This window comes from Gemmobacter sp. LW-1 (assembly GCF_001303875.1).
Lineage (GTDB): Bacteria > Pseudomonadota > Alphaproteobacteria > Rhodobacterales > Rhodobacteraceae > Gemmobacter > Gemmobacter caeni.
In genome coordinates, this window is record NZ_LJSC01000063.1 from 85492 (window position 1) to 106031 (window position 20540).

General features: G+C 64.5%; 22 protein-coding genes. 12 read left to right on the forward strand and 10 right to left on the reverse strand.

Features of this window, described 5'->3' with window-relative positions; all coding sequences use genetic code 11:
- Window positions 1-31 precede the first annotated feature (31 nt).
- The 3 genes from AO684_RS20490 to pdxH all read right to left on the reverse strand — a co-directional run bounded on the left by AO684_RS20490 (window position 32) and on the right by pdxH (window position 1756).
- Entirely contained in the window at window positions 32-526 is a 495-nt protein-coding gene (locus AO684_RS20490) for a DUF192 domain-containing protein (RefSeq protein ID WP_054304595.1), read from the reverse strand.
- The gene (locus tag AO684_RS20495; RefSeq protein WP_054304596.1) at window positions 493-1032 is read right to left on the reverse strand and encodes a cold-shock protein; all 540 of its coding nucleotides are present in this window, start codon (window positions 1030-1032) and stop codon (window positions 493-495) included. The genes AO684_RS20490 and AO684_RS20495 overlap by 34 nt, the downstream gene beginning before the upstream one ends.
- 112 nt (window positions 1033-1144) lie before the next feature.
- A complete protein-coding gene (gene pdxH / locus AO684_RS20500) occupies window positions 1145-1756 on the reverse strand; it encodes a pyridoxamine 5'-phosphate oxidase (protein ID WP_054304597.1) in 612 nt (203 codons plus the stop codon).
- Between the two features lie 159 nt (window positions 1757-1915).
- Between pdxH and fabI the strand changes: the two genes are divergently transcribed.
- The 7 genes from fabI (at window position 1916) to AO684_RS20535 (ending at window position 10994) form a co-directional block, all read left to right on the forward strand.
- Window positions 1916-2737 carry an enoyl-ACP reductase FabI gene (fabI, locus tag AO684_RS20505; RefSeq protein ID WP_054304598.1) on the forward strand — a complete coding sequence of 274 codons (822 nt, stop codon included), beginning with the start codon at window positions 1916-1918 and terminating at the stop codon, window positions 2735-2737.
- Window positions 2738-2771: 34 nt separating this feature from the next.
- On the forward strand, window positions 2772-3278 hold the full coding sequence (gene gpt, locus AO684_RS20510; RefSeq protein ID WP_054304599.1) for a xanthine phosphoribosyltransferase: 507 nt from the start codon (window positions 2772-2774) through the stop codon (window positions 3276-3278).
- 172 nt (window positions 3279-3450) lie between these two features.
- Entirely contained in the window at window positions 3451-4644 is a 1194-nt protein-coding gene (locus AO684_RS20515) for an aminotransferase (RefSeq protein ID WP_054304600.1), read from the forward strand.
- Window positions 4645-4719: 75 nt separating this feature from the next.
- Window positions 4720-6585 (forward strand): peptidyl-prolyl cis-trans isomerase, encoded by a 1866-nt coding sequence (locus AO684_RS20520; protein ID WP_054304601.1) that lies wholly within the window; start codon window positions 4720-4722, stop codon window positions 6583-6585.
- 7 nt (window positions 6586-6592) lie between these two features.
- Window positions 6593-8101, forward strand: coding sequence for an anthranilate synthase component I (gene trpE, locus AO684_RS20525; protein WP_054304602.1), 1509 nt, complete (start codon window positions 6593-6595; stop codon window positions 8099-8101).
- Window positions 8102-8243: 142 nt separating this feature from the next.
- Window positions 8244-9407, forward strand: a complete 1164-nt coding sequence (locus AO684_RS20530) for a hypothetical protein (RefSeq protein ID WP_054304603.1) — start codon at window positions 8244-8246, stop codon at window positions 9405-9407.
- Between the two features lie 3 nt (window positions 9408-9410).
- Complete coding sequence (locus tag AO684_RS20535) at window positions 9411-10994, forward strand: peptidoglycan -binding protein (RefSeq protein WP_054304604.1); 1584 nt, start codon at window positions 9411-9413, stop codon at window positions 10992-10994.
- A gap of 3 nt (window positions 10995-10997) precedes the next feature.
- Here AO684_RS20535 and AO684_RS20540 read toward each other — a convergent pair whose 3' ends face one another.
- The 7 genes from AO684_RS20540 to AO684_RS20570 form a co-directional block, all read right to left on the reverse strand.
- Window positions 10998-11888: an extensin family protein gene (locus AO684_RS20540; protein ID WP_054304605.1), complete on the reverse strand. Its 891-nt coding sequence runs from the start codon at window positions 11886-11888 to the stop codon at window positions 10998-11000.
- Complete coding sequence (locus AO684_RS20545; protein ID WP_054304606.1) at window positions 11885-12823, reverse strand: prephenate/arogenate dehydrogenase family protein; 939 nt, start codon at window positions 12821-12823, stop codon at window positions 11885-11887. Before AO684_RS20545 ends, AO684_RS20540 begins: the two co-directional genes overlap by 4 nt.
- Entirely contained in the window at window positions 12820-13905 is a 1086-nt protein-coding gene (gene hisC, locus AO684_RS20550) for a histidinol-phosphate transaminase (protein WP_054304607.1), read from the reverse strand. The genes AO684_RS20545 and hisC overlap by 4 nt, the downstream gene beginning before the upstream one ends.
- Before the next feature lie 122 nt (window positions 13906-14027).
- Window positions 14028-14564: a TIGR00645 family protein gene (locus AO684_RS20555; protein WP_054304608.1), complete on the reverse strand. Its 537-nt coding sequence runs from the start codon at window positions 14562-14564 to the stop codon at window positions 14028-14030.
- Window positions 14565-14678: 114 nt separating this feature from the next.
- Entirely contained in the window at window positions 14679-15299 is a 621-nt protein-coding gene (gene rpsD / locus AO684_RS20560) for a 30S ribosomal protein S4 (RefSeq protein ID WP_054304609.1), read from the reverse strand.
- Between the two features lie 279 nt (window positions 15300-15578).
- Window positions 15579-16661, reverse strand: coding sequence for a Hint domain-containing protein (locus tag AO684_RS20565; RefSeq protein WP_054304610.1), 1083 nt, complete (start codon window positions 16659-16661; stop codon window positions 15579-15581).
- A gap of 122 nt (window positions 16662-16783) precedes the next feature.
- Complete coding sequence (locus tag AO684_RS20570; RefSeq protein WP_054304611.1) at window positions 16784-17695, reverse strand: lipid A-modifier LpxR family protein; 912 nt, start codon at window positions 17693-17695, stop codon at window positions 16784-16786.
- A 243-nt stretch (window positions 17696-17938) separates the two neighbouring features.
- On the opposite strand from AO684_RS20570, the gene AO684_RS21935 reads away from it, so the two are divergent.
- The 5 genes from AO684_RS21935 to bfr all read left to right on the forward strand — a co-directional run bounded on the left by AO684_RS21935 (window position 17939) and on the right by bfr (window position 20437).
- The gene (locus AO684_RS21935; RefSeq protein ID WP_158640745.1) at window positions 17939-18082 is read left to right on the forward strand and encodes a hypothetical protein; all 144 of its coding nucleotides are present in this window, start codon (window positions 17939-17941) and stop codon (window positions 18080-18082) included.
- Complete coding sequence (gene hemP / locus AO684_RS21455) at window positions 18079-18249, forward strand: hemin uptake protein HemP (RefSeq protein ID WP_082401175.1); 171 nt, start codon at window positions 18079-18081, stop codon at window positions 18247-18249. Before AO684_RS21935 ends, hemP begins: the two co-directional genes overlap by 4 nt.
- An 11-nt stretch (window positions 18250-18260) precedes the next feature.
- Window positions 18261-19514 (forward strand): imelysin family protein, encoded by a 1254-nt coding sequence (locus AO684_RS20575; RefSeq protein WP_054304612.1) that lies wholly within the window; start codon window positions 18261-18263, stop codon window positions 19512-19514.
- 52 nt (window positions 19515-19566) lie between these two features.
- Window positions 19567-19818 carry a bacterioferritin-associated ferredoxin gene (locus AO684_RS20580; RefSeq protein ID WP_054304613.1) on the forward strand — a complete coding sequence of 84 codons (252 nt, stop codon included), beginning with the start codon at window positions 19567-19569 and terminating at the stop codon, window positions 19816-19818.
- 133 nt (window positions 19819-19951) lie between these two features.
- Entirely contained in the window at window positions 19952-20437 is a 486-nt protein-coding gene (gene bfr, locus AO684_RS20585) for a bacterioferritin (RefSeq protein ID WP_054304614.1), read from the forward strand.
- Window positions 20438-20540 lie beyond the last annotated feature (103 nt).

The window sequence follows — 20540 nt, forward strand, 5'->3', positions numbered from 1 at the left end:
TCCTAACCGGGTATCGTCGGCTTGGAAAGGGCTATTCCGCCGCGCAGCGCCAAACAGCTTCATCCTGCCCGATGGCGGGATGGCGCAGCTCGGCTCCGGGCGCGATGCCGATGGCTGCGGCCAGACCGCCGTTTACCTCCAGCACGAACTGCACATCTTCACCGCCGTCGATCGGGGTTTCGTCCTGCGGCACCGCATTGGCATGCACCCGCGTCACACGTCCCGCTGCATCGGCGAAGATCATGTCCAGCGGAAGAAGGGTATTCTTCATCCAGAACACCGCGCGTTGCGGTGCCTCATAGACGAACAGCATTCCGGCAGACCGGCCAAGATGATCGCGGAACATCAGCCCCTGCGCCCGCTCTGCCGTATCGTCGGCCACCTCGACCGAGAACCGGGCCGTGCCGAACGGCCCCCGAAGATCCACCGCCTGCGGATCGCAGGCGCCGGCCAGCGCGCTGCCAGCCATCAGGCCGGACAGCACCGCTGCCGTCAGGATTTGTCGCCGCGCACTGCTGCTTCCCATGACACCACCTGCACCGCCATCCGGCCGCGCTTGCCTTCGATGATGCGCAGACAGACCGCCTCTCCCGCCGCCAGATCGGCAAAGCCCGACTGGCGCAGAACCTCGACATGGATGAACACATCCTCTGACCGGCCAAAGACGTTGGCGAAGCCAAATCCCTTGCCCTTGTCGAACCATTTCACCCGCGCGGGTTCCAGCGGACGCGCGGCAATCTCTTCCGCCGTCGCCGAGGTCTGCCCCTCTGCCACCGGGAAGGTCACACCCCCCGGAGGCTCGATCTTCACCACTTCTACCGCCTGCACTCCACGCTGCGTATTCTGCACAAGAACCGAAATTCCGGTGCCATCCGCGACCGAGCTTTGCCCATAGTTGCGCAGCACATTGGCGTGCAGCAGAATATCTGCCCCGCCTTCGTCACCGACGATGAAGCCGAAGCCCTTCGCCGGATCGAACCACTTTACCTTGCCGTGCACGAGCTGTGCAGCGACATCATTTTCTTCAGTCATATGAGAGCCGTGTCCCCAGTTGTCCCTCGCCTCTGTCAATCGGGCAATCGCGCGACGTGTTCAAGCAAAAACCACTATGGTTTACGCCCTGCATTTCACGAAGCGTAAAATGTCAGGGGTTCAGTCGGTCGACAACCCATTCGGAAGAAGGTGTTGAACGGGTCCAGCGAAAACGGTCATGGAGGCGGAAGGCACCATCTGCCCAAAACTCAATCTCAGTCGGAATAATACGAATGCCCCCCCAGAACGCGGGGCGCGACGGATTGGTTCCCTTAAGGGCTGTAATTTTTGCGACCTCGGCCATCAGCGCCGTGCGCGAGGCCAGCGGCCGCGACTGGCGGCTCGCCCAGGCACCCAGCCGCGACTTCAGACTGCGGCTGGCGTAATAGGCATCAGCCTGCGGACCTTCCTCGCGTTCGGTCGTGCCCCGCACCCGGATCTGGCGGCGCAGGCTCTTCCAGTGCAGCACGAAAGCCGCCTTGCCGGTGGCCGCGATCTCCTGCCCCTTGGCGCTTTCGTAGTTGGTATAGAAGACGAAACCACCGGCACCTGCCGTCTCGATCTCTTTCAGCAGCACCATCCGCACATTCGGCAGCCCTGCGGCATCGACCGTAGCCAGCGCAATGGCATTGGGGTCGTTCGGCTCTTCCGGCTCGGCCTCGGCCAGCCAGGCCCGCGCCAGTTCGAAAGGATTGTCGCCCGCGAAAATGCCCGTTCTGTCCATATCCGTCTCTCCTGCCGGTCCGCGCCCGAAGCGCCGCGCCATGGTTGCCACTCGCCGCAGCGGGCATCAAGCGCGTTCCGCCCTGCACGGGCCGCCTTGATGCGACCGTGCGGATGGCCTAAACCTCGGGATCAGCCTGAATACTGAGACGAGGGAACAATGGCGAACGGACTGCTGGCCGGGAAGCGCGGACTCATCATGGGCCTCGCGAATGACAAGTCGATCGCCTGGGGTATCGCCAAGGCGGCGGCCGAACAGGGTGCGGAACTTGCCTTCTCCTATCAGGGTGATGCCCTGAAGAAACGGGTGGAGCCGCTGGCCGCCTCGGTGGGGTCGGATTTCCTGGCCGAATGCGATGTGGGGGATGAAGCCTCGCTCGACAGCCTGTTCACCACGCTGAAAACGCGCTGGGACAGCCTCGATTTCGTGGTTCATGCCATCGGCTTTTCCGACAAGAATGAACTGCGTGGCCGCTACGTCGACACCACGCGCGGCAATTTCACCATGACCATGGATATCTCGGTCTACAGCTTCACCGCCGTCTGCCAGCGCGCGACCGCGATGATGGGACCGGGTGGCAGCCTGCTGACGCTGACCTATTACGGCGCCGAAAAGGTCATGCCGCACTACAATGTCATGGGCGTGGCCAAGGCGGCGCTGGAGGCATCGGTCAAGTATCTGGCCGAGGATCTGGGCAAGGATGGCATCCGCGTCAACGCGATCTCCGCCGGGCCGATCAAGACGCTGGCCGCCTCGGGTATCGGCGATTTCCGCTATATCATGAAGTGGAACGAGCTGAACTCGCCGCTGCGCCGCAATGTGACGCAGGAAGAGGTCGGCAAGGCCGCCCTTTACCTACTGTCAGATCTGGGCAGCGGCACCACGGGCGAGAATCTGCATGTGGACGCGGGCTATCACGTCGTCGGGATGAAGGCGGTGGACGCCCCTGACATCGACGTGGTGACCGGCCGCAAGGACTGATCCCTCAGCATCAACGCAGCGAAAGAGGCCACGCATGATTGACCGCCTGCCGCATGAAAAAGGCTTCCACGTCAGCTGGGACCAGATCCACCGTGACTCCCGCGCGCTTGCCTGGCGGCTGGATGGCAAAGGCCCCGGCGAGGGCGGCGCCTGGAAAGCCGTGGTCGGCATCACCCGCGGCGGCCTCGTCCCCGCGATGATCGTCTCACGCGAACTGGACATCCGTGTCGTCGATACGATCTCGGTGAAAAGCTACAACCATCAGGCCCAGATGGAAGCCGTCGTGACCAAGAGCCCTCAGGTTGACCTGATGGGCGACGGCACCGGCATTCTGGTGGTGGACGATCTGGTCGACAGCGGCAAGACGCTGGAAATGGTGCGCAAGCTTTATCCGAAGGCGCATTTCGCCACCGTCTATGCCAAGCCCTCGGGCCGCCCGCAGGTCGATACCTATATCACCGAGGTCAGCCAGGACACCTGGATCTTCTTCCCCTGGGACATGGCGCTGCAATATGTGCAGCCGTTCCGCGGCACCGACTGACGCATCAGGGGGCTGCCTGCCCCCTCTTGCCTGCGGCAATTCACCCCCGGGGATATTTCCGCCAAGATGAACGCGCATGACTTTCATCTTGGTCCAAATATCCCGGGGGAAGGCCGCAGGCCTGGGGGCAGAGCCCCCTTCCCCATCGACACCCGTAGCTGACGAGGCCCCGATGTCCCTGCCGCTCAACCCCGCGATGGCCGCCACCTTCCCGCCCCCGGTGATGGAGGCGCGGCGCTGGCTGGAGGGGATCGAGTTCGGCCCCGACCGCCCGCTGATCAACGTGAGTCAGGCGGCGCCGGTGGACAGCCCGCCACTTGGGCTGCGGCAGGCGCTGGCGGAGGCGGCTCTGAACGATCCTCAGGCGCATCTTTATGGCCCGGTGCTGGGGCTGCCCGCCTTGCGCGAGGAGATCGCGGTGCAATGGTCGGCGGCCTATGGCGGCACGATCCGCCCCGCACAGGTCGCGATAACCCAAGGCTGCAATCAGGCATTTACCGCCGTGATGTCCACGCTCGCCGGCGCCGGGGATGAGGTGATTCTGCCGACGCCATGGTATTTCAACCACAAGATGTGGCTCGACATGCAGGGCGTCACCACAGTCCCGCTGCCGACCGGCGAAGGCCTTCTGCCCGACCCCGCGCAGGCTGCCGCGCTGATCGGGCCGCGCACGCGGGCCATTGCGCTGGTCAGCCCCAACAACCCCGGCGGCGCGGAATATCCGGCGGCCCTGATCGCGGCGTTCCGCGATCTGTGTCGCGCGCACGGTATTGCGCTGATCCTTGACGAGACCTACCGCGATTTCGACAGCCGCCACAGCCCCGCCACCGGCGGGCGTCCGCATGATCTGTTCACCGATCCCGACTGGGACGATGTGCTGATCCATCTCTATTCCTTCTCAAAGGCTTACCGGCTGACCGGGCATCGCGTGGGCGCCATCGTGGCGGCCAGCGCCCGGCTGGCAGAGGTGGAGAAATTCCTTGATACCGTTGCGATCTGCCCCAGCCAGCTTGGCCAGATCGGCGCGCTGTGGGGCATGCGCAACCTCCGCGACTGGGTCGAGGGTGAGCGGCGCGAGATCCTCGCCCGCCGCGCGGCTATGGAGGGGGGCTTCGGCGCGCTGGAGGGCTGGCGGCTTCTGGGCTGCGGCGCCTATTTCGCCTATGTCGAACATCCTTTCGCCGCCGCCTCACCCGATATCGCCCGCCGTCTGGTACGCGAAGAGGCGGTGCTGATGCTGCCCGGCACCATGTTCCAGCCCGCCACCCACCCCGAGGGCGCTCGGCAGTTCCGCATTGCCTTTGCCAATGTCGACAGCGCCGGAATCGCGGAATTGTTCCATCGGCTTGCCCGTTTCCGGGGCTGAGCCACACCTCCGGGCCTTGCCGGGCAAGGGACGAGCGCATAGAACCTTGCGAAACCCTTGAACGACAGGCGAGCCATGGCCAGAAACGACGAGACCGAAAGCCCGAAACGCAAGCGCAAGGGCGCCTCTGTCATGGTCTGGCTGCTGATGGCGATGCTGGTGACCGGCCTTGGGGGCTATGGCGTCACCAATTATGGCGGGCGGGTTGCGGCCATCGGCTCGGTCGGCGGGCGCGACATTGACGTCAAGGATTACGGCCGGGCGCTTCAGGCAGAAATGAATGCCCTTGGTGCGCAGGCAGGCACGCAACTGACCATGCAGCAGGCCCGCGACATGGGAATTGACGCCCGCGTGCGGCAGCAATTGGTCACCCAGACCGCCGTGGATGATGCTGCGGACCGCATCGGCGTTTCGGTCGGCGATGGCCGCGTCGCGCAGGATATCACCGCCATGCCCAGCTTTCATGGCGCGGCAGGCGGGTTTGACCGTCAGACCTACAAGATGACGCTGGACCGCAACAATCTGACGGAAGCCGAATTCGAGGCGAAGATCCGGGACGATCTGGCCCGCGCGCTGGTGCAGGGTGCAGTGACCGGCGGTTTCGTCGCCCCCGCCGCAGTGACCGACACGCTTTACAATTTCATCGGCGAGCGGCGCGGCTTCTCGCTTCTGGTTCTGTCCGAGGCCGATCTGGCAACGCCGCTCGCCGCCCCAACGGATGCAGATCTGAAAGCCTTCTACGACGCGAATGTCGCGGCTTTCACCAAACCGGAAGCGAAGCGCATCACCTATGTCTCGCTGCTGCCGGAAAAGCTTGCGGCGACGATGCCGGTGGACGATGCCGAGCTGAAGAAGCTCTATGACCAGCACCATGACGAATATGTCAAACCTGAGCGCCGTCTGGTGGAGCGTCTGGTCTTCGGCACCGAGGATGAGGCCAAGGCGGCCAAGGCCCGGCTGGATGCAGGCGAAAGCTTCGAGAAGCTGGTCGAGGAACGCGGGCTGAAGCTGATCGACATTGACCTTGGCGATGTGACCCAGGCTGAACTGGGCGCGGCCGGGGCCGATATCTTTGCCATGCCCGAGCCTGGCGTGATCGGCCCGCTGCCGTCGGATCTGGGACCGGCGCTGTACCGGATGAATGCGGTTCTGGCGGCACAGGAAACCAGCTTTGACGATGCGCGCGAGATGCTGACGCTGGATTACCAGACCGATGCCGCGCGCCGCGCCATCACCGACCGCAGCGAGGCGATCAACGATGCGCTGGCCGGTGGGGCAACGCTGGAAGATCTGGCCAGGGAACAGGCGATGGATCTTGGGACCATCGACTATGCCGCCGGGTCGGACGAGGGCATTGCTGCCTATCCGGCCTTCCGCGAGGCTGCGGATGCCGCCAATGCGGGCGATTTCCCGGAAACCGTTGCCCTTGAGGATGGTGGTCTGGTGGCCCTGCGGCTGGACGAGATCGTGCCCGCCTCGCCCATTCCCTTCGACGAGGCCCGCGAGGGCGTGACTCAGGCCTGGCGTGCCGAGGCGCTGCACAAGGCGCTGTTGGCCGAGGCGGAGGCCATGCGCGAAAAGGTTGCCGCAGGCACCTCGATCGGCACACTGGGCGTGGTCAGCGTCACCCCGGAAATCGCGCGCAACGGTTTTGTCGAAGGCGCACCGCCGAGCCTGCTGCCTGCGGTCTTTGCCATGTCTGAAGGCGAGGCGAAGGTGATCGAGGACAAGGGCTTCGTGGCGCTGGTGCAACTGGACCGCGTCGCCCCCGCCGAGCAGGAAGGCGAAGGCCCCGCCGCGCTGAAAGGGGCGATTGCCGCGCAGGCGGAACAGGCGCTGGCACAGGATGCCTTCGCCCTGTTTGCCCGGGCCGAGGCAGATATCGGTGGCATCACGCTCAATCAGGCGGCCATCGACGCCGTCCACGCCCAGATGCGCTGAGGCCGCAATGACCCTGATCCCTTCTTTCGAAGCCTTTGAACGCGGCTGGAACGCGGGCAAGAACCAGCTGGTCTATGCCCGTCTCGCCGCCGATCTGGATACGCCCGTCAGCCTGATGCTGAAGCTCGCCGAGGCGCGCAGCGATACGTTCATGCTGGAAAGCGTGACAGGCGGCGAAGTGCGCGGTCGCTATTCGGTGGTCGGCATGAAGCCCGATCTGATCTGGCGCTGCCGGGGCGAGGCATCCGAGATCAACCGCGAAGCGCGGTTCGATCCGGCGGCGTTCCGCCCGCTGGACGGGCATCCGCTGCAAACCCTGCGCGATCTGCTGGCCGAATGCCGGGTGGATATGCCCGAAGATCTGCCCGCCATCGCCTCGGGCCTGTTCGGCTATCTGGGCTATGACATGATCCGTCTGGTGGAACACCTGCCCGACGTGAACCCCGACCCGCTGGGCCTGCCCGATGCGGTGCTGATGCGCCCCTCGGTCATTGCCGTGCTGGACGGTGTGAAGGGCGAAGTGACCATCGTTTCCCCCGCCTGGACCGGATCGGGCCTCTCAGCCCGTGCGGCTTATGCGCAGGCGGCGGAACGGGTGATGGATGCGCTGCGCGATCTGGACCGCGCGCCTGCCGCCCAACGCGATCTGGGTGAGGCCACGCCGGTGGGCGAGGCGCAATCCAACTTCACGCATGACGGTTACAAGGCCGCCGTCGAGAAGGCGAAGGAATATATCCGCGCCGGTGACATCTTTCAGGTCGTGCCCTCACAGCGCTGGAAACAGCGGTTCGAACTGCCGCCCTTCGCGCTTTACCGTTCGCTGCGCCGGACCAACCCGTCGCCCTTCATGTTCTTCTTCAACTTCGGCGGTTTTCAGGTGGTGGGCGCCAGCCCCGAAATCCTCGTGCGTCTGCGCGAGGGTGAGGTGACGATCCGCCCCATCGCAGGAACCCGCCCGCGAGGGGCCACGCCGGAAGAGGACAAGGCGCTGGAGGCTGATCTGCTGGCCGACCAGAAGGAACTGGCCGAACATCTGATGCTGCTGGATCTTGGCCGCAACGATGTGGGCCGGGTGGCGAAGGTGGGCACCGTGCGCCCGACCGAGAAATTCATTATCGAACGCTACAGCCATGTCATGCACATCGTCTCGAACGTTGTGGGCGAGATCGCCGGGGGCGAGGATGCGCTGTCGGCGCTACTGGCGGGGCTTCCCGCAGGCACGGTTTCCGGTGCGCCCAAGGTTCGCGCCATGGAAATCATCGACGAGCTGGAGCCGGAAAAGCGCGGCGTCTACGGCGGTGGCGTCGGCTATTTCGCCGCCAATGGCGAGATGGATTTCTGCATCGCCCTGCGCACGGCCGTCCTGAAGGACGAGGCGCTGTATATCCAGGCGGGCGGTGGGGTGGTCTATGACAGCGACCCCGAGGCCGAATATCAGGAAACGGTCAACAAATCCCGCGCCCTGCGCCGCGCGGCTGAAGACGCGGGCCTCTTCGCCCGCCGCGGCAACACATAACACGCAGCGGGGCGCCCACCTGCGCCCCGCTGCCGTTCGCGTGTCTTCAACTGCCCGTTAGGTGCTTGGCAGCGCCGCGCCCTGCCCTTATCCTGCCCCGGAAAACCGCACAGCCCGGGCCAACCGGGAAAGGAACCGAGGCATGACCCGAGTAGCCCCGAGCGCCGCGCCTGTCTTCGCCCAGCCGATCCGGCAGGTCGTGCTGATGCTGATCGTGACCGGCCTTGTCGCTGCCGGGGCCTGGGTGATGCTGCCCACCCTGCGCGGCATCTTCGCCTCAAACCCGCTGTTGAACGGCTTCATCGCCACGGTCTTCCTGCTCGGCGTGCTGACCTGTTTCTGGCAGGTCTGGCAACTGGTGCAATCGGTCAACTGGCTGGATACCTATGTGCAGGATCGCCCCGGCGCCGAACCTGGTGCCGCGCCGCGTATCCTTGCGCCACTGGCCGCATTGCTGGGGCCGCGCACGGCGCGGATGCAGATTTCGGCCAGTTCCTCACGCTCTATCCTCGATTCCGTAGCAACGCGGATCGACGAGGCGCGCGACATCACCCGTTATCTGGCCAACCTATTGATTTTCCTTGGACTTCTCGGAACCTTCTACGGCCTTGCCACCACCGTGCCCGCCATTGTCGAAACCATCCGCTCGCTCGCCCCGCAGGAGGGCGAAGGCAGCATGGAGATTTTCGGCAAGCTGATGGGCGGGCTGGAATCGCAGCTTGGCGGCATGGGTACGGCATTTTCCTCGTCGCTGCTCGGCCTCGCCGGATCGCTGGTCATCGGGTTGCTGGAACTGTTCGCAGGGCATGGCCAGAACCGTTTCTACCGTGAACTGGAGGAATGGCTGTCCTCCATCACCCGCATCGGGCTGGATGGAGCCGAGGGCGAAACCGGCGGCATGGGCGCGCTGGCGCAGGTTCTGGATCATCTGGGCGAACAGATCGAAAGCCTTCAGATGCTGTTCACCCAGTCCGACGTCAGCCGGACGCTGGCGGATGAACGGCTGGGCGATCTTTCGGCCGCCGTCGCGCGCCTTGCCACGCGTCTGGAGGAGGACAGCGCCCAGACTGCCGTGCTGACCCGCATCGCCGAGGGGCAGGACCGGATCGTCGCCGCGCTGACCTCGGAAACCGGGGGTGCGCATGTCGATGCCGAAAGCCGGATGCGGCTCCGCTCCATCGACGTGCAATTGCTGCGCATCCTTGAGGAAATCTCTGCCGGGCGTCAGGAAACCATTGCTGACCTGCGCGGGGATCTGGGGGCGCTGACACAGGCGGTGCGGCAGCTTCTGCGGGCACGGGGGTAGGTCATGGCACTGTCGCGACGCGGATCTGTGCGGTCGGGCGACGGGATGATCTGGCCCGGCTTCGTCGACGCTGTGACGACGCTCTTGATGGTACTGATGTTCGTGCTGACCATCTTCACCGTCATGCAATCGGTGCTGCGGCAGGAAATCTCGACCCAGGACAATGAGTTGAACGCGCTTTCGGCGCAGGTGGCGCAACTGGCCGATGCGCTGGGTCTGGAACGTGCACGCGCCGATGGCTTGCAGGCCGAAATCGGCGGGCTGCGGTCGAACCTGAATGCGGCGCTGGCCAAGGGGGCCGAACAGGAAAGCCTCATCGCCTCGCTGGCCAGCCAGATTTCCGACAAGGAAAGCCAGCTCGCGCAGGCGCAGGGGCGCATCGCCTCGTTCGAGGCGCAGGTGGCAAGCCTTCTGGCCGAAAGGGATACCGCACGGGGCGAAGCAGCAGCGCTGACCGCTTCGGTCGAGGATCTGAAGGCGGCGCAGGCGAAACTGATGACGGAACAGGAGGCGCTGAACCTCGCGCTGGCGAAAGCGCGCGAGGAGGTGGATGCCCAGACCGAAGCCGCCCGCCTTGCCGCCGCCCGTGCCGATGCTGTGGAGGCACTGGCCGCCAAGCTGCGCGCCGAGAATGCCGAAAGCGCGACGAAACTGTCTGATGCCGAGGCCGCACGGCTGGTCGATCAGGCCGCGCTGGCGGAATTGCGCGACAAGCTGAAATCCTCCGACACCGAGTTGACCGCCATGACCCTTGCGCTGGAAGAACAGCGCAGGAAGGCCGAGGAAACGCTGACCCTGCTCGCCGCCGCGCAGGGGGTAGAGGCCGACAGGACCGATGCGCTGGCCACCGCGCGTGCCTTACTTGCCGAGCAGGAAGGCAAATCCGCCGAGGCGGAGCGCCGGGTTGCCCTGCTGAACGAACAGATCGCGGCGCTGCGCACGCAACTGGGCAGCCTTCAGGCCCTGCTCGACGCCGCCGAATCCCGAGATGCCGAAGCCAAGGTGCAGTTGGAAAACCTTGGCGGGCAGCTCAATTCCGCTTTGGCGCAGGTTGCGGCGGAACAGAAGCGGCGGGCTGAACTGGAAGAGGCAGAGCGCAAGCGGCTGGAGGCCGAAAAGCTGGATCTGGAGAAATTCCGGTCAGAATTCTTCGGCCAGTTGCGGCAGGTTCTGGCCGGGCGCGAGGGTGTGCGTATCGTGGGCGATCGTTTCGTCTTTTCCTCCGAAGTGCTGTTCAACCCCGGTTCTGCCGATCTGGCCCCGGAAGGGCGACGCCAGATTGCCGGCGTGGTGCAAACCCTGAACGAAATCGCGGGCGACATTCCGCAGGGCATCGACTGGATCATCCGTGTCGACGGCCACACTGACAATGTGCCGCTGTCCGGTCAGGGCGCGTTCAAGGACAACTGGGAACTGAGCCAGGCGCGCGCGCTGTCGGTCGTGCGCTTCATGCAGGATCAGCTGGGCTTCCCGCCCAACCGACTGGCCGCAACCGGCTTTGGTGAATGGCAGCCGGTGGCACCGGGTGACAGCGCCGAGGCGCGGGCACAGAACCGGCGGATCGAACTGAAGCTGACCGAACGCTGAGGATCAGCGGCAATAGGCGCCGTTGCGATAGCGCGCTACGTCGAAATGCAGGTGATCCTCGTGATGCCCGTCCGATCCGGGGCCAAGCGTCGTGCCGAAGATGCCGCAGGCCGCCTTGTGCGCCGCCTTCATCCCCTTCGACTTGTAGTAGCCCCCGGCGACATTGATTTTGGTGCCATTGGCCAAAACCAGCCCGCCGATGTCCAGCGCCCGGCCCTTGCCATGTTCACTGATCTTGTTGCCACGGATGCTGTTGCGCGGGCGGCAGGTATAGCTGCCCGCGATCTGCAACTGCACCACCGGGGTCTTGCCGAACTGCGGCTGCAATCCCCGCTCGATCCATTTCTTCGCGGCTTTGGCGGTATCACAGGTGATGGTGGCGGGCTGGCTGAATTTCACGCCGGAGATGCTGGTGACTTTCACGGGGTCGGCGATGCCGCAACCCTTGACGCGGCTGACCACGGGGGCAAGCACCTCACCCCGGATATCCGGGTCACCGCAGACCGAGCCCTTCTTGCCGCGCAGGCTTTTCTTGTCCTGCGGCACCCGCACCAGCGCGGCCTTTTCGATCACGGCCTCGCCCTGCCCCAATCCGGCGGGGCGGGCTCGCGGGCGCAGCACCGCAGCGACGGCCGGGGCCGCCTGCGCAATCTGCTGTGGCTGGGGTTCGGGTGTCGGCACCGGCAGGACAACCGCCGCCGGGCGCGGTTTGGGGCGAAACAGCGCCAGCGGGCTGACCGCATTGGCGGTGGAAACAGTGGTCACCAGATCCGAAGGCGCGGGCGCTGCGGCCACCGGACGGGGCTTCGGCAGCGGCGAGGATTTCAGCCCCTCGGCCCCTGCCCCATGGGCAATAGCCGCAAAAGCCAAAGCCAGCGCCAGCGTGCGTTTCATCCGTCCCGTCCCCCCGAGGGCGGTTGCCCCCGCCCGAAATCCGGCGCGGACGTATCCTGCCCCGCCTCGATGATCCCCCGACGGATCGCGCGCGTCCGGGTGAAATAGGCGTGCAGATGATCGCCATCCCCCAGACGGATCGCCCGTTGCAGCGCAAAAAGCTCTTCGGTGAACCGTCCGAGTATTTCCAACGTGGCGTCCTTGTTCGTCAAGAACACATCACGCCACATGGTAGGGTCACTGGCGGCAATCCGCGTAAAGTCGCGGAAACCCGCCGCTGAGTACTGGATCACCTCGCTGTCGGTGACGCGGGCAAGGTCATCGGCCACACCCACCATCGTATAGGCGATGAGGTGCGGGGTATGGCTGACGACGGCCAGCACCACGTCGTGATGCGGCGCATCCATCGTATCGACCTTGGCGCCGAATCCCTCGACCAGCGCGCGGAAGCGCGCCAGTGCCACGGGGTCATGCCCCTCCAGCGGGGTCAGCAGCCACCAGCGATTGCGAAACAGCGTGGCAAAGCCCGAGCGCGGGCCGGAGTATTCCGTCCCGGCCATCGGGTGACCGGGGATGAAATGCACACCCTCGGGGATATGTGGGCGCACGGCGTCAATCACCGCCTGCTTGACCGAACCCACATCGGTCACCGTCGCACCGGGGGCCAGATATGGGCCGATCTCGGCCGCGATGGCGCCCATGGCACCCACCGGCACCGCCAGCACCACCAGATCGGCGCCTTCCACCGCCTCGGCCGCCGTGGCGGCAGCGCGGTCGATGAAGCCGATCTCAAGCGCGGTGGCGCGGCTTTCGGCGGATTTCGCGTAACCCACGATCTCGGCCGCCAGCCCGCCCGCCTTCATCGCATGGGCCATGGACGAGGCAATCAGCCCCAGCCCGATCAGCGCTACTCGGTTGTAGATGGGGGCTGTCATTTCAGCCCCTTGAACTGCCCCACCGCATAGGCAATGCGGCGGCACGATGCCTCATCCCCCACGGTGATGCGCAGGCAATGCGGCAGGTTGTAGGAGGCCACGCGCCGCACGATCAGCCCCTGCCCTTGCAGGTAATCATCACAGGCCTCGGCCTCTTCGGTGCTGGCAAACCGGGCCAGCACGAAATTCGCCATCGAGGTGTCCGAGGGCACGCCGACCTCGGCCAGCGCCTCGGCCAGCCAGTGCCGCAGCCGCGCATTTTCGGCCCGGCATTTGGCAACGTAATCCTGATCGCGCACTGCCGCTTCGGCGGTTTCAAGCTGGGTGTTCGACAGGTTGAACGGACCCCGGATGCGGTTCAGCACGTCAATGATCGCCTGCGGGCCGTAGCCCCAGCCGATGCGCAACCCGCCCAGACCATAGATCTTGGAAAAGGTCCGCGTCATCACGACGTTCGGCATGGCTTCGACAAGGCTCAGCCCGGCGTCGAAGCCCTCGACATATTCGGCATAGGCGCCGTCCAGCACAAGAATGGCCTGCGGCGGCAGGCCACGCGCCAGCCGCGCCACCTCGCCTGCCGAAATCATCGTGCCGGTGGGGTTGTTCGGGTTGGCGATGAACACAAGCTTCGTGCGCTCGCTACAGGCCGCCAGCAGCGCATCCACATCGGTGGTCCGCTCGCGCTCTGCCACCTCGACCGGGGTGGCCCCTGCCGCCATGGCCGAGATTTTGTACATCAGGAAGCCGTGCTCGGTATAAAGCACCTCATCCCCCGGCCCGGCATAAGCCTGACACAGGAAGTGGATGATTTCGTCCGAACCGACGCCGCAAATGATGCGCCCGGCATCCAGACGGTGTGTTTCCGCAATGGCCTGGCGCAGCGCGGCGTGATCGGTCGAGGGATAGCGATGGAGCTGATGCACCGACTTGGCGAAAGCCTCTTTCGCCTTGTCCGAAGGCCCGAACGGGTTTTCGTTCGAGCTGAGTTTCACCACATTGGCCACGCCAGACACATGGGCCTTGCCACCTTGATACAGGGCAATGTCCATGATGCCGGGTTGGGGGCGGATGGCGTCGTTCATCGCTAGCTCCATAATCTGCCGCCCGGGTTTAGCGGGCGGCCCGATCCAATGCCAGCGCGATATGCGCGCAGCGGGACGAAAGGACCGCAAACGCGACCCCAAAGCCCCGCTTTCCGCGCCGTTCAGTGTTTGCTCGTGCGCGCGGCCAGCCAGTCCATCAGCGCCAGCAGCACGCCCGAGACGACGAAGGTCAGATGGATCGTCACCAGCCAGAACAGCTTGTCCCCGTTCAGCCCCTCGCCGCTGGTCTTGCCCAGTTCCATGAAGACCTTCAGAAGATGGATGCCCGAGATCGCCACGATCGAGGCGATCAGCTTCATCTTCAGCCCTGAGAAATCGACCTTGCCCATCCAGCTTGGCCGGTCGCGTGAATCGCCGAGGTCAAGTTTCGAGACGAAATTCTCGTACCCCGAGAACAGCACGATCAGCAGAAGATTGGCCGCCAGCGACAGGTCGATCAGCGTCAGAATGGCCAGAATCGCCTGATCCGCGGTGAGCGTGAAGGTCTTGGCAGCGTAATAGACCAGCTCCTTGGTGAAGACGATGGTCAGCATGGCAAGGCTGATGACCAGCCCCAGATACATCGGCGCCATCAGCCAGCGCGAGGCGAACAGCCCCTGTTCGAACCTGGCCTCAAGCGAATTCTTGTCAGTGGTCATGCGCGGTATCCTGTCCCGTTTTGTCCTGCCCCGCGCGCGAGATAGGGATGGCAGGGACAAAAGAAAAGGGCCTGCGCGCGGCAGGCCCTTCCCAAGCACAAGTCCCGCGAAGGATCAGTTCTTCGCGTAGTATTCGACGACGAGGTTCGGTTCCATGACGACCGGATAGGGCACGTCCGACAGGGCCGGGGTGCGCACGAATTTCGCGGTCATTTTGGAGTGGTCGACTTCCAGGTAATCCGGCACGTCACGCTCGGTCAGCGCGACAGCTTCCAGCACGATGGCCAGTTGCTTGGACTTCTGACGAACTTCGATCACATCGCCTTCCTTGCAGCGATACGAAGCGATGTTCACGCGCTGGCCGTTCACGGTCACATGGCCGTGGTTCACGAACTGGCGGGCGGCAAAGACGGTCGGCACGAACTTGGCGCGATACACGATCGCGTCCAGGCGGCGCTCCAGCAGGCCGACGAGGTTTTCACCCGTGTCGCCCTTCACACGCTCGGCTTCGGCATAGATGCGGCGGAACTGCTTTTCGGTCAGGTCGCCGTAGTAGCCTTTCAGCTTCTGCTTGGCGCGCAGCTGCGTACCGAAGTCCGACAGCTTGCCCTTGCGGCGCTGGCCGTGCTGGCCCGGACCGTATTCGCGCTTGTTGATCGGGGATTTGGAACGGCCCCAGATGTTCTCGCCCATGCGGCGGTCGATCTTGTACTTGGCAGCGGTGCGTTTGGTCATCGCTGATCTCCTTCTTTGTTGGCTCCCTCGACCTGTCCGAAAGCCGGTTTCCGATTTTCGGGTCACGGGCAGCGAATGCCGCGCGGTTCCCGATCTGTCGTTGCCGGCCCGTTCAGGCGTCGGGCGAGAAGGGCGTTGTCCTTTCCCCTTTACCCTTGCGGGTTTCAGGGGCGACAGGCTACCCCTTGCGGGGGCCACCAACACCAATGGAAAGCCCCGCAATCGCTTGCGGGACCGGGCGCTTATACAGCGCAAAACGGGGCTGTCAACAGGCGCGGATCACGCCGCCATGTCATGCCGCAGGATCGCGGCTTCCGAGGCCGAGAGATTGCGCCGCGCATAGTCGCCATAACGCTCGGGATTGGCCTCCACCCCCGGCATCAGCGCCAGCAGGCTGGCGCGGCTTTCCGGGCTCAGCGTATCCAGAGCGGTATTCGCCGGGTGGAAGCTTTCCGTCTCCATCCCGTTGGCAAAGACGATGTTATGCCCTTCCAGCAGCAGATGCACATAGGTGACTTCACGCAGTGCATGATCGACCAGAATGCTGTGATCGTTCAGCAGATCCTCGGCCGCGACCAGCACTTCATCGGTATTGAACAGCGCCCGCGCGGCGGCGCCCGTCACCAGCATCCGGTGCTGCGGCGAGACCAGAAGATCATCCTCAGGCCGGCCACTGCCGAAAGCGCCCGCGCGAAAGCGCACCGGGCGCAGATGCGGCATGGCATAAAGCCGGGCGCCCGACATGCGGCGGCTGCCGGTCCACAGAATCTCTTGCGGGCCATTGTCGCGGGTCAGCACCCGATCACCGGGACGCAGATGCTGGATCAGTCGCGGACCATCGGGAGTCGCGATGCGGGTATCGGGGGTGAAACAGATCACCCCACCCGCCTGCCGCGCCCCTGCCCCGGATTGTGTCCGGTCAACGGAGGTCCGCACCACCCACAGATCGCGGTCGGCCGGGGGCAGATCGTCGACAAACATGGCCAGCGTGCTGCCGGTATCGGGCACCGCGATCAGCGTGACGCACCAGCTTTGCAGCCCGTCGGTCACCACGACACCCTGTTCGGGTTCCGCCTCATCCTGTTCCGGCGCGGCCAGTGCGGCTGCGCGTTCCTCAAGACTGGCGCTCAGCGATGCGCCGATCAGTCGGCGCACCATACGCGCCGCACGTTTGCGGATGTCGGCCATATTCTCGGCCGCCTCCAGAACCAGCACCGATTGCGGGCCGTCCACCCGCACCGGCGCGCCGGTCCAGCGCCAGGAGGCGCCCACCGCCAGCACATCGGGCGTGGCAGCCCGAATGCCATCTGTTTCTGTCTGCGACCAGGAAATGACGAACGTGCCCCGAGAGCCCGTTTTCATGCCAGTTCTGCCTGCTCGTTTTATTTTTATGCGAACAGGTTAACAGGCCGACTCAGGCTTGGCTATGTCAAATCGGCAACAATCCGCCTGCTAAACACACATTTCCGAATGCGTGGGAACAGTCAGAAGCGGAGGTTCACGCGCAGCGAACCAACGACCTGCCCTTCCGGCTGACTTTCATATTCCTTGCCCAGCCAAGTGACGCCATAGAAGGCCGCAGCGCGTTCGCCCTGCCAGTGCACACCGGCGCGCAGGCGGCTGCGGCTGTCAGCCAGATCGGCCGTACCGCCCGAAGGCAGGTATTCGCTGTCGAAGACGCGCGCCACATCGCCGCCCAGCGTCAGGCTGAAGCCTTGCGCCACGTCGCGTTCGATCCCCAGCGCCCGCTGCCCCGTCACCACATCGCGCGCGAACAGCCCGCCGCGCCCGAAATCGCCCAGCACCATGTCACCGCCGACCCGCACGAAGCTTTCCACACCGGCCTGCGCCTCGACAAAGGGACGCAGCGTCAGACGCTCCGTCACCTCAATGTTGCGGCCGATCTCGGCCTCCAGTGTCGGGTGAAAACCGTCGGGGATCTGGCTGTCGAGCACGGTGGGCCGGTCGAAGCCGAACATCTTGTGAATATCGCGCTGGAAGCGGCCCACGCCGGTCTGCGGCCCGGTGATCACCAGATCCAGACCGACGCGGGTTTCAAACCCGCCCATGTCGAAATGAGTCGCGATCCCCGGCGCGATGATGCCGACATAGCGGCGATCCGGCGTCGGATTGGTCAGCGATTCCGGGGCAATGATCTCGGCCCGCAGACGCACCTCCAGCAATTCGCCAAAGGTGGCGGGCAGGTGGCCATCCCAGCGTTCCGCCCGGAAACGGCTGACGCTGTAAGACCCCGTGCGCCAGCGGTCCTTCGTGTCACCAATTGCGTCATTGTTGAAGATTCGCGCGAAACCAAGGGTCACACGCTCCTGCGCGGCGGCAGAATGTCCGGAAAGTGAAAGGGCCGCGAGTGCTGCGGCAAGGAGTGCCTGTTTCATGTATCGTCCGTAACCCGGCCCCCCAGCCTGCACCATTCGTACCAAGATCATCGCCCACGCGATAGTGCAAGCTTGCAACAGACTGAGACCGAGCATCCGGCGCGGCAGATCTGATACAAAAACCAAGTGAAAGAATCAGACTTTACAAAGCCGAGTGATTTTGTCACCTTATCTCCATCCAAGCCAACCCCCTCGGGTCAGCCCGGATGCCCCGCGCAGACCGCCGCAACACCCGAGGTCCAGATGAAAGCGAATGATACCGGCCCTTTGGCCGAACCCAGACCCGAGCCGCTGGTGATCGAGATGATCCGCCAGTCGCTGAACGGGCTGATCCCCGCGTCGCCGGACCTCATGGCCCTTTTCGACCGGATGGAGATGCCCCGATGAACATGCAAGTCGATCCCCGTGCCCTGATGTCACTGCCTGCCGACACCACCCCCAGCCATGACGCCCTTGCCCTGACTGCGGGCGGCAATCTGGCGCGGATCGTGCTGCACGGTCAGGTCTATTCGCTGCGCATCACGCGGGCGGGCAAACTGATCCTCACCAAGTAACGGACCCCGGAATGAAACGCATCCTTCTGCCCGCCCTTCTGTCGACCGCCGCCCTGCCTGCCTTCGCCGTAACCGAGGCCGAGGTCGTCAAGACCTATGCCGATATCGCTCAGGCCGGGTACGGTGACAGCCTTGCCACGGCGAAGGCACTGCAAACGGCAGTGGATGCGCTGATTGCCACCCCGTCGGAGGCCACGCTCCAGGCCGCGCGCAGCGCCTGGCTTGCAGCCCGCGTGCCCTATCAGCAGACCGAGGCCTTCCGCTTCGGCAATCCGGTGGTCGATGACTGGGAGGGCCGGGTGAATTCCTGGCCGCTGGACGAGGGGCTGATCGACTATGTCGACCCCGGCTATGGCCAGTCCGAGGAAAACCCGTTGTCCACGCTGAACGTGATCGCGACGCCGAAGTTCAGCATCGGCAGCACCGAAGTGGATGCCACCACGATCACGCCCGCGCTGATCAGGGAAACCCTGCACGAGGCTGACGGGATCGAGGCCAATGTGGCTTCGGGCTATCACGCCATCGAATTCATGCTCTGGGGGCAGGATCTGAATGGCACCGCGCCGGGGGCGGGCAACCGCCCGTACACCGATTACCTCACCGGCGACGGCTGCACCGGCGGCAATTGCGACCGGAGGGGTGCCTATCTGAAAGCCGCGACCGACCTTCTGGTGGCGGATCTGGAGGAAATGGCGGGCGACTGGGCCGAAGGTGGTGCAGCCCGCGCCGTGGTGACTGACGATCCGGCCAAGGGCGTGCAAGCTATCCTGATGGGTATGGGCTCGCTGTCCTACGGCGAGCTGGCGGGCGAGCGGATGAAGCTGGGCCTGATGCTGAACGACCCCGAGGAGGAGCATGATTGCTTCTCGGACAATACCCATAACAGCCATTACTACGATGGTGTCGGCATTCGGAACGTCTATCTGGCCAGCTATACCCGGCCCGATGGCAGCACGGTTTCCGGCCCTTCGCTGTCGGAACTGGTGGCAGAGAAGGATGGCGCGCTGGATACCGAACTGCGCGCGCGGCTCGACGCTTCGGTCGAGGCTCTGGGCGCGGTCAAGGCGGCGGCCGAGGGCGGTTTTGCCTATGACCAGATGCTCGCTCCGGGCGACAAGAAGGGCGAGGCGCTGATCATGGGCGCGGTCGATGCACTGGTGACGCAGACCGCCTCGATCGAGCGTGTCGTGCGCCTGCTGGGCATTTCGGGGACAGCGTTCGAAGGCTCTGACAGTCTCGACAACCCCGACGCCGTTTTCCAGTGATCCCGCAAGGGGGCGACACACGCCCCCTTCCCCCCTCCGGGCCGAGGTTGCCATGATCGTCTGCCACTGCATGAATATCACCGATCACGAGATCCGCGCCGCCGTCGACTGGATGCGCGCCGCCGATCCTGAAACCATCGTAACCCCCGGCAAGATCTATCACGCGCTTGGCAAGCGGGCCGATTGCGGCGGCTGCATGCCCCTGCTGCTGGATACGATGCGGTCCTGCGACAGTTTCGGTGTTGCCGACCAACCCGCCCGCCCGCCCGCGCTGACCGCAATGCGTCAGCGCCGGATCGGCTGAAGTTCGCAATTTCTAGAATTATTCTAAATTATGCCGCCCGCCCATGGACAGGCTGCGGACAGTGGCATAGCGTTTCATTCACACGAAGCCCGTCGGGATGCCTGCGCAGCCCGAGCAACGAATGAGGAACCCCATGAAAGGCGATGCAAAGGTCATCGAATATCTGAATGCCGCGCTGCGCTCCGAACTGACGGCGGTCAGCCAGTACTGGCTGCATTACCGGCTTCAGGAAGATTGGGGCTTTGGTCATCTGGCCGACAAGTCGCGCGCCGAAAGCATCGAGGAAATGCAGCACGCCGACCGGCTGATCGCGCGGATCATCTTCCTAGAGGGTCATCCGAACCTGCAAAAGCTTGACCCGCTGCGCATCGGCCAGACCGTGAAGGAAACGCTGGAATGCGATCTGGCGGGCGAACATGACGCCCGCACCCTGTATATCGAGGCGCGCAAGCATTGCGATGCGGTGGGTGATTTCGTCAGCCGCGCCCTGTTCGATGCGCTGATCGCCGATGAGGAAGGCCATATCGACTTCCTTGAGACCCAGCTTGGTCTTTACGAGAAACTGGGCGAAGAGAAATACGGCCTGCTGAACGCCAAACCCGCCAGCCAGGCGGAATGAGCGCAGGCGGGGCCAGCCACCGGNGGCCCCGCCCCTTCACAGGAAAGTGTCAGCGTCAGAGCCTTGACGCGGCACCGTGTGAAAACGACGCATTGCGCGCGGC

Coding starts and splice junctions, on each gene's coding strand:
- AO684_RS20530 (WP_054304603.1), top strand. CDS start 8,244: ATGACCCGAGTAGCCCCGAGCGCCGCGCCTGTCTTCGCCCAGCCGATC.
- AO684_RS20515 (WP_054304600.1), top strand. CDS start 3,451: ATGTCCCTGCCGCTCAACCCCGCGATGGCCGCCACCTTCCCGCCCCCG.
- hisC (WP_054304607.1), bottom strand. CDS start 13,905: ATGAACGACGCCATCCGCCCCCAACCCGGCATCATGGACATTGCCCTG.
- AO684_RS20535 (WP_054304604.1), top strand. CDS start 9,411: ATGGCACTGTCGCGACGCGGATCTGTGCGGTCGGGCGACGGGATGATC.
- AO684_RS20540 (WP_054304605.1), bottom strand. CDS start 11,888: ATGAAACGCACGCTGGCGCTGGCTTTGGCTTTTGCGGCTATTGCCCAT.
- hemP (WP_082401175.1), top strand. CDS start 18,079: ATGAACATGCAAGTCGATCCCCGTGCCCTGATGTCACTGCCTGCCGAC.
- AO684_RS20545 (WP_054304606.1), bottom strand. CDS start 12,823: ATGACAGCCCCCATCTACAACCGAGTAGCGCTGATCGGGCTGGGGCTG.
- gpt (WP_054304599.1), top strand. CDS start 2,772: ATGATTGACCGCCTGCCGCATGAAAAAGGCTTCCACGTCAGCTGGGAC.
- AO684_RS20555 (WP_054304608.1), bottom strand. CDS start 14,564: ATGACCACTGACAAGAATTCGCTTGAGGCCAGGTTCGAACAGGGGCTG.
- AO684_RS20495 (WP_054304596.1), bottom strand. CDS start 1,032: ATGACTGAAGAAAATGATGTCGCTGCACAGCTCGTGCACGGCAAGGTA.
- bfr (WP_054304614.1), top strand. CDS start 19,952: ATGAAAGGCGATGCAAAGGTCATCGAATATCTGAATGCCGCGCTGCGC.
- trpE (WP_054304602.1), top strand. CDS start 6,593: ATGACCCTGATCCCTTCTTTCGAAGCCTTTGAACGCGGCTGGAACGCG.
- AO684_RS21935 (WP_158640745.1), top strand. CDS start 17,939: ATGAAAGCGAATGATACCGGCCCTTTGGCCGAACCCAGACCCGAGCCG.
- AO684_RS20490 (WP_054304595.1), bottom strand. CDS start 526: ATGGGAAGCAGCAGTGCGCGGCGACAAATCCTGACGGCAGCGGTGCTG.
- pdxH (WP_054304597.1), bottom strand. CDS start 1,756: ATGGACAGAACGGGCATTTTCGCGGGCGACAATCCTTTCGAACTGGCG.
- fabI (WP_054304598.1), top strand. CDS start 1,916: ATGGCGAACGGACTGCTGGCCGGGAAGCGCGGACTCATCATGGGCCTC.
- AO684_RS20575 (WP_054304612.1), top strand. CDS start 18,261: ATGAAACGCATCCTTCTGCCCGCCCTTCTGTCGACCGCCGCCCTGCCT.
- AO684_RS20580 (WP_054304613.1), top strand. CDS start 19,567: ATGATCGTCTGCCACTGCATGAATATCACCGATCACGAGATCCGCGCC.
- AO684_RS20570 (WP_054304611.1), bottom strand. CDS start 17,695: ATGAAACAGGCACTCCTTGCCGCAGCACTCGCGGCCCTTTCACTTTCC.
- rpsD (WP_054304609.1), bottom strand. CDS start 15,299: ATGACCAAACGCACCGCTGCCAAGTACAAGATCGACCGCCGCATGGGC.
- AO684_RS20565 (WP_054304610.1), bottom strand. CDS start 16,661: ATGAAAACGGGCTCTCGGGGCACGTTCGTCATTTCCTGGTCGCAGACA.
- AO684_RS20520 (WP_054304601.1), top strand. CDS start 4,720: ATGGCCAGAAACGACGAGACCGAAAGCCCGAAACGCAAGCGCAAGGGC.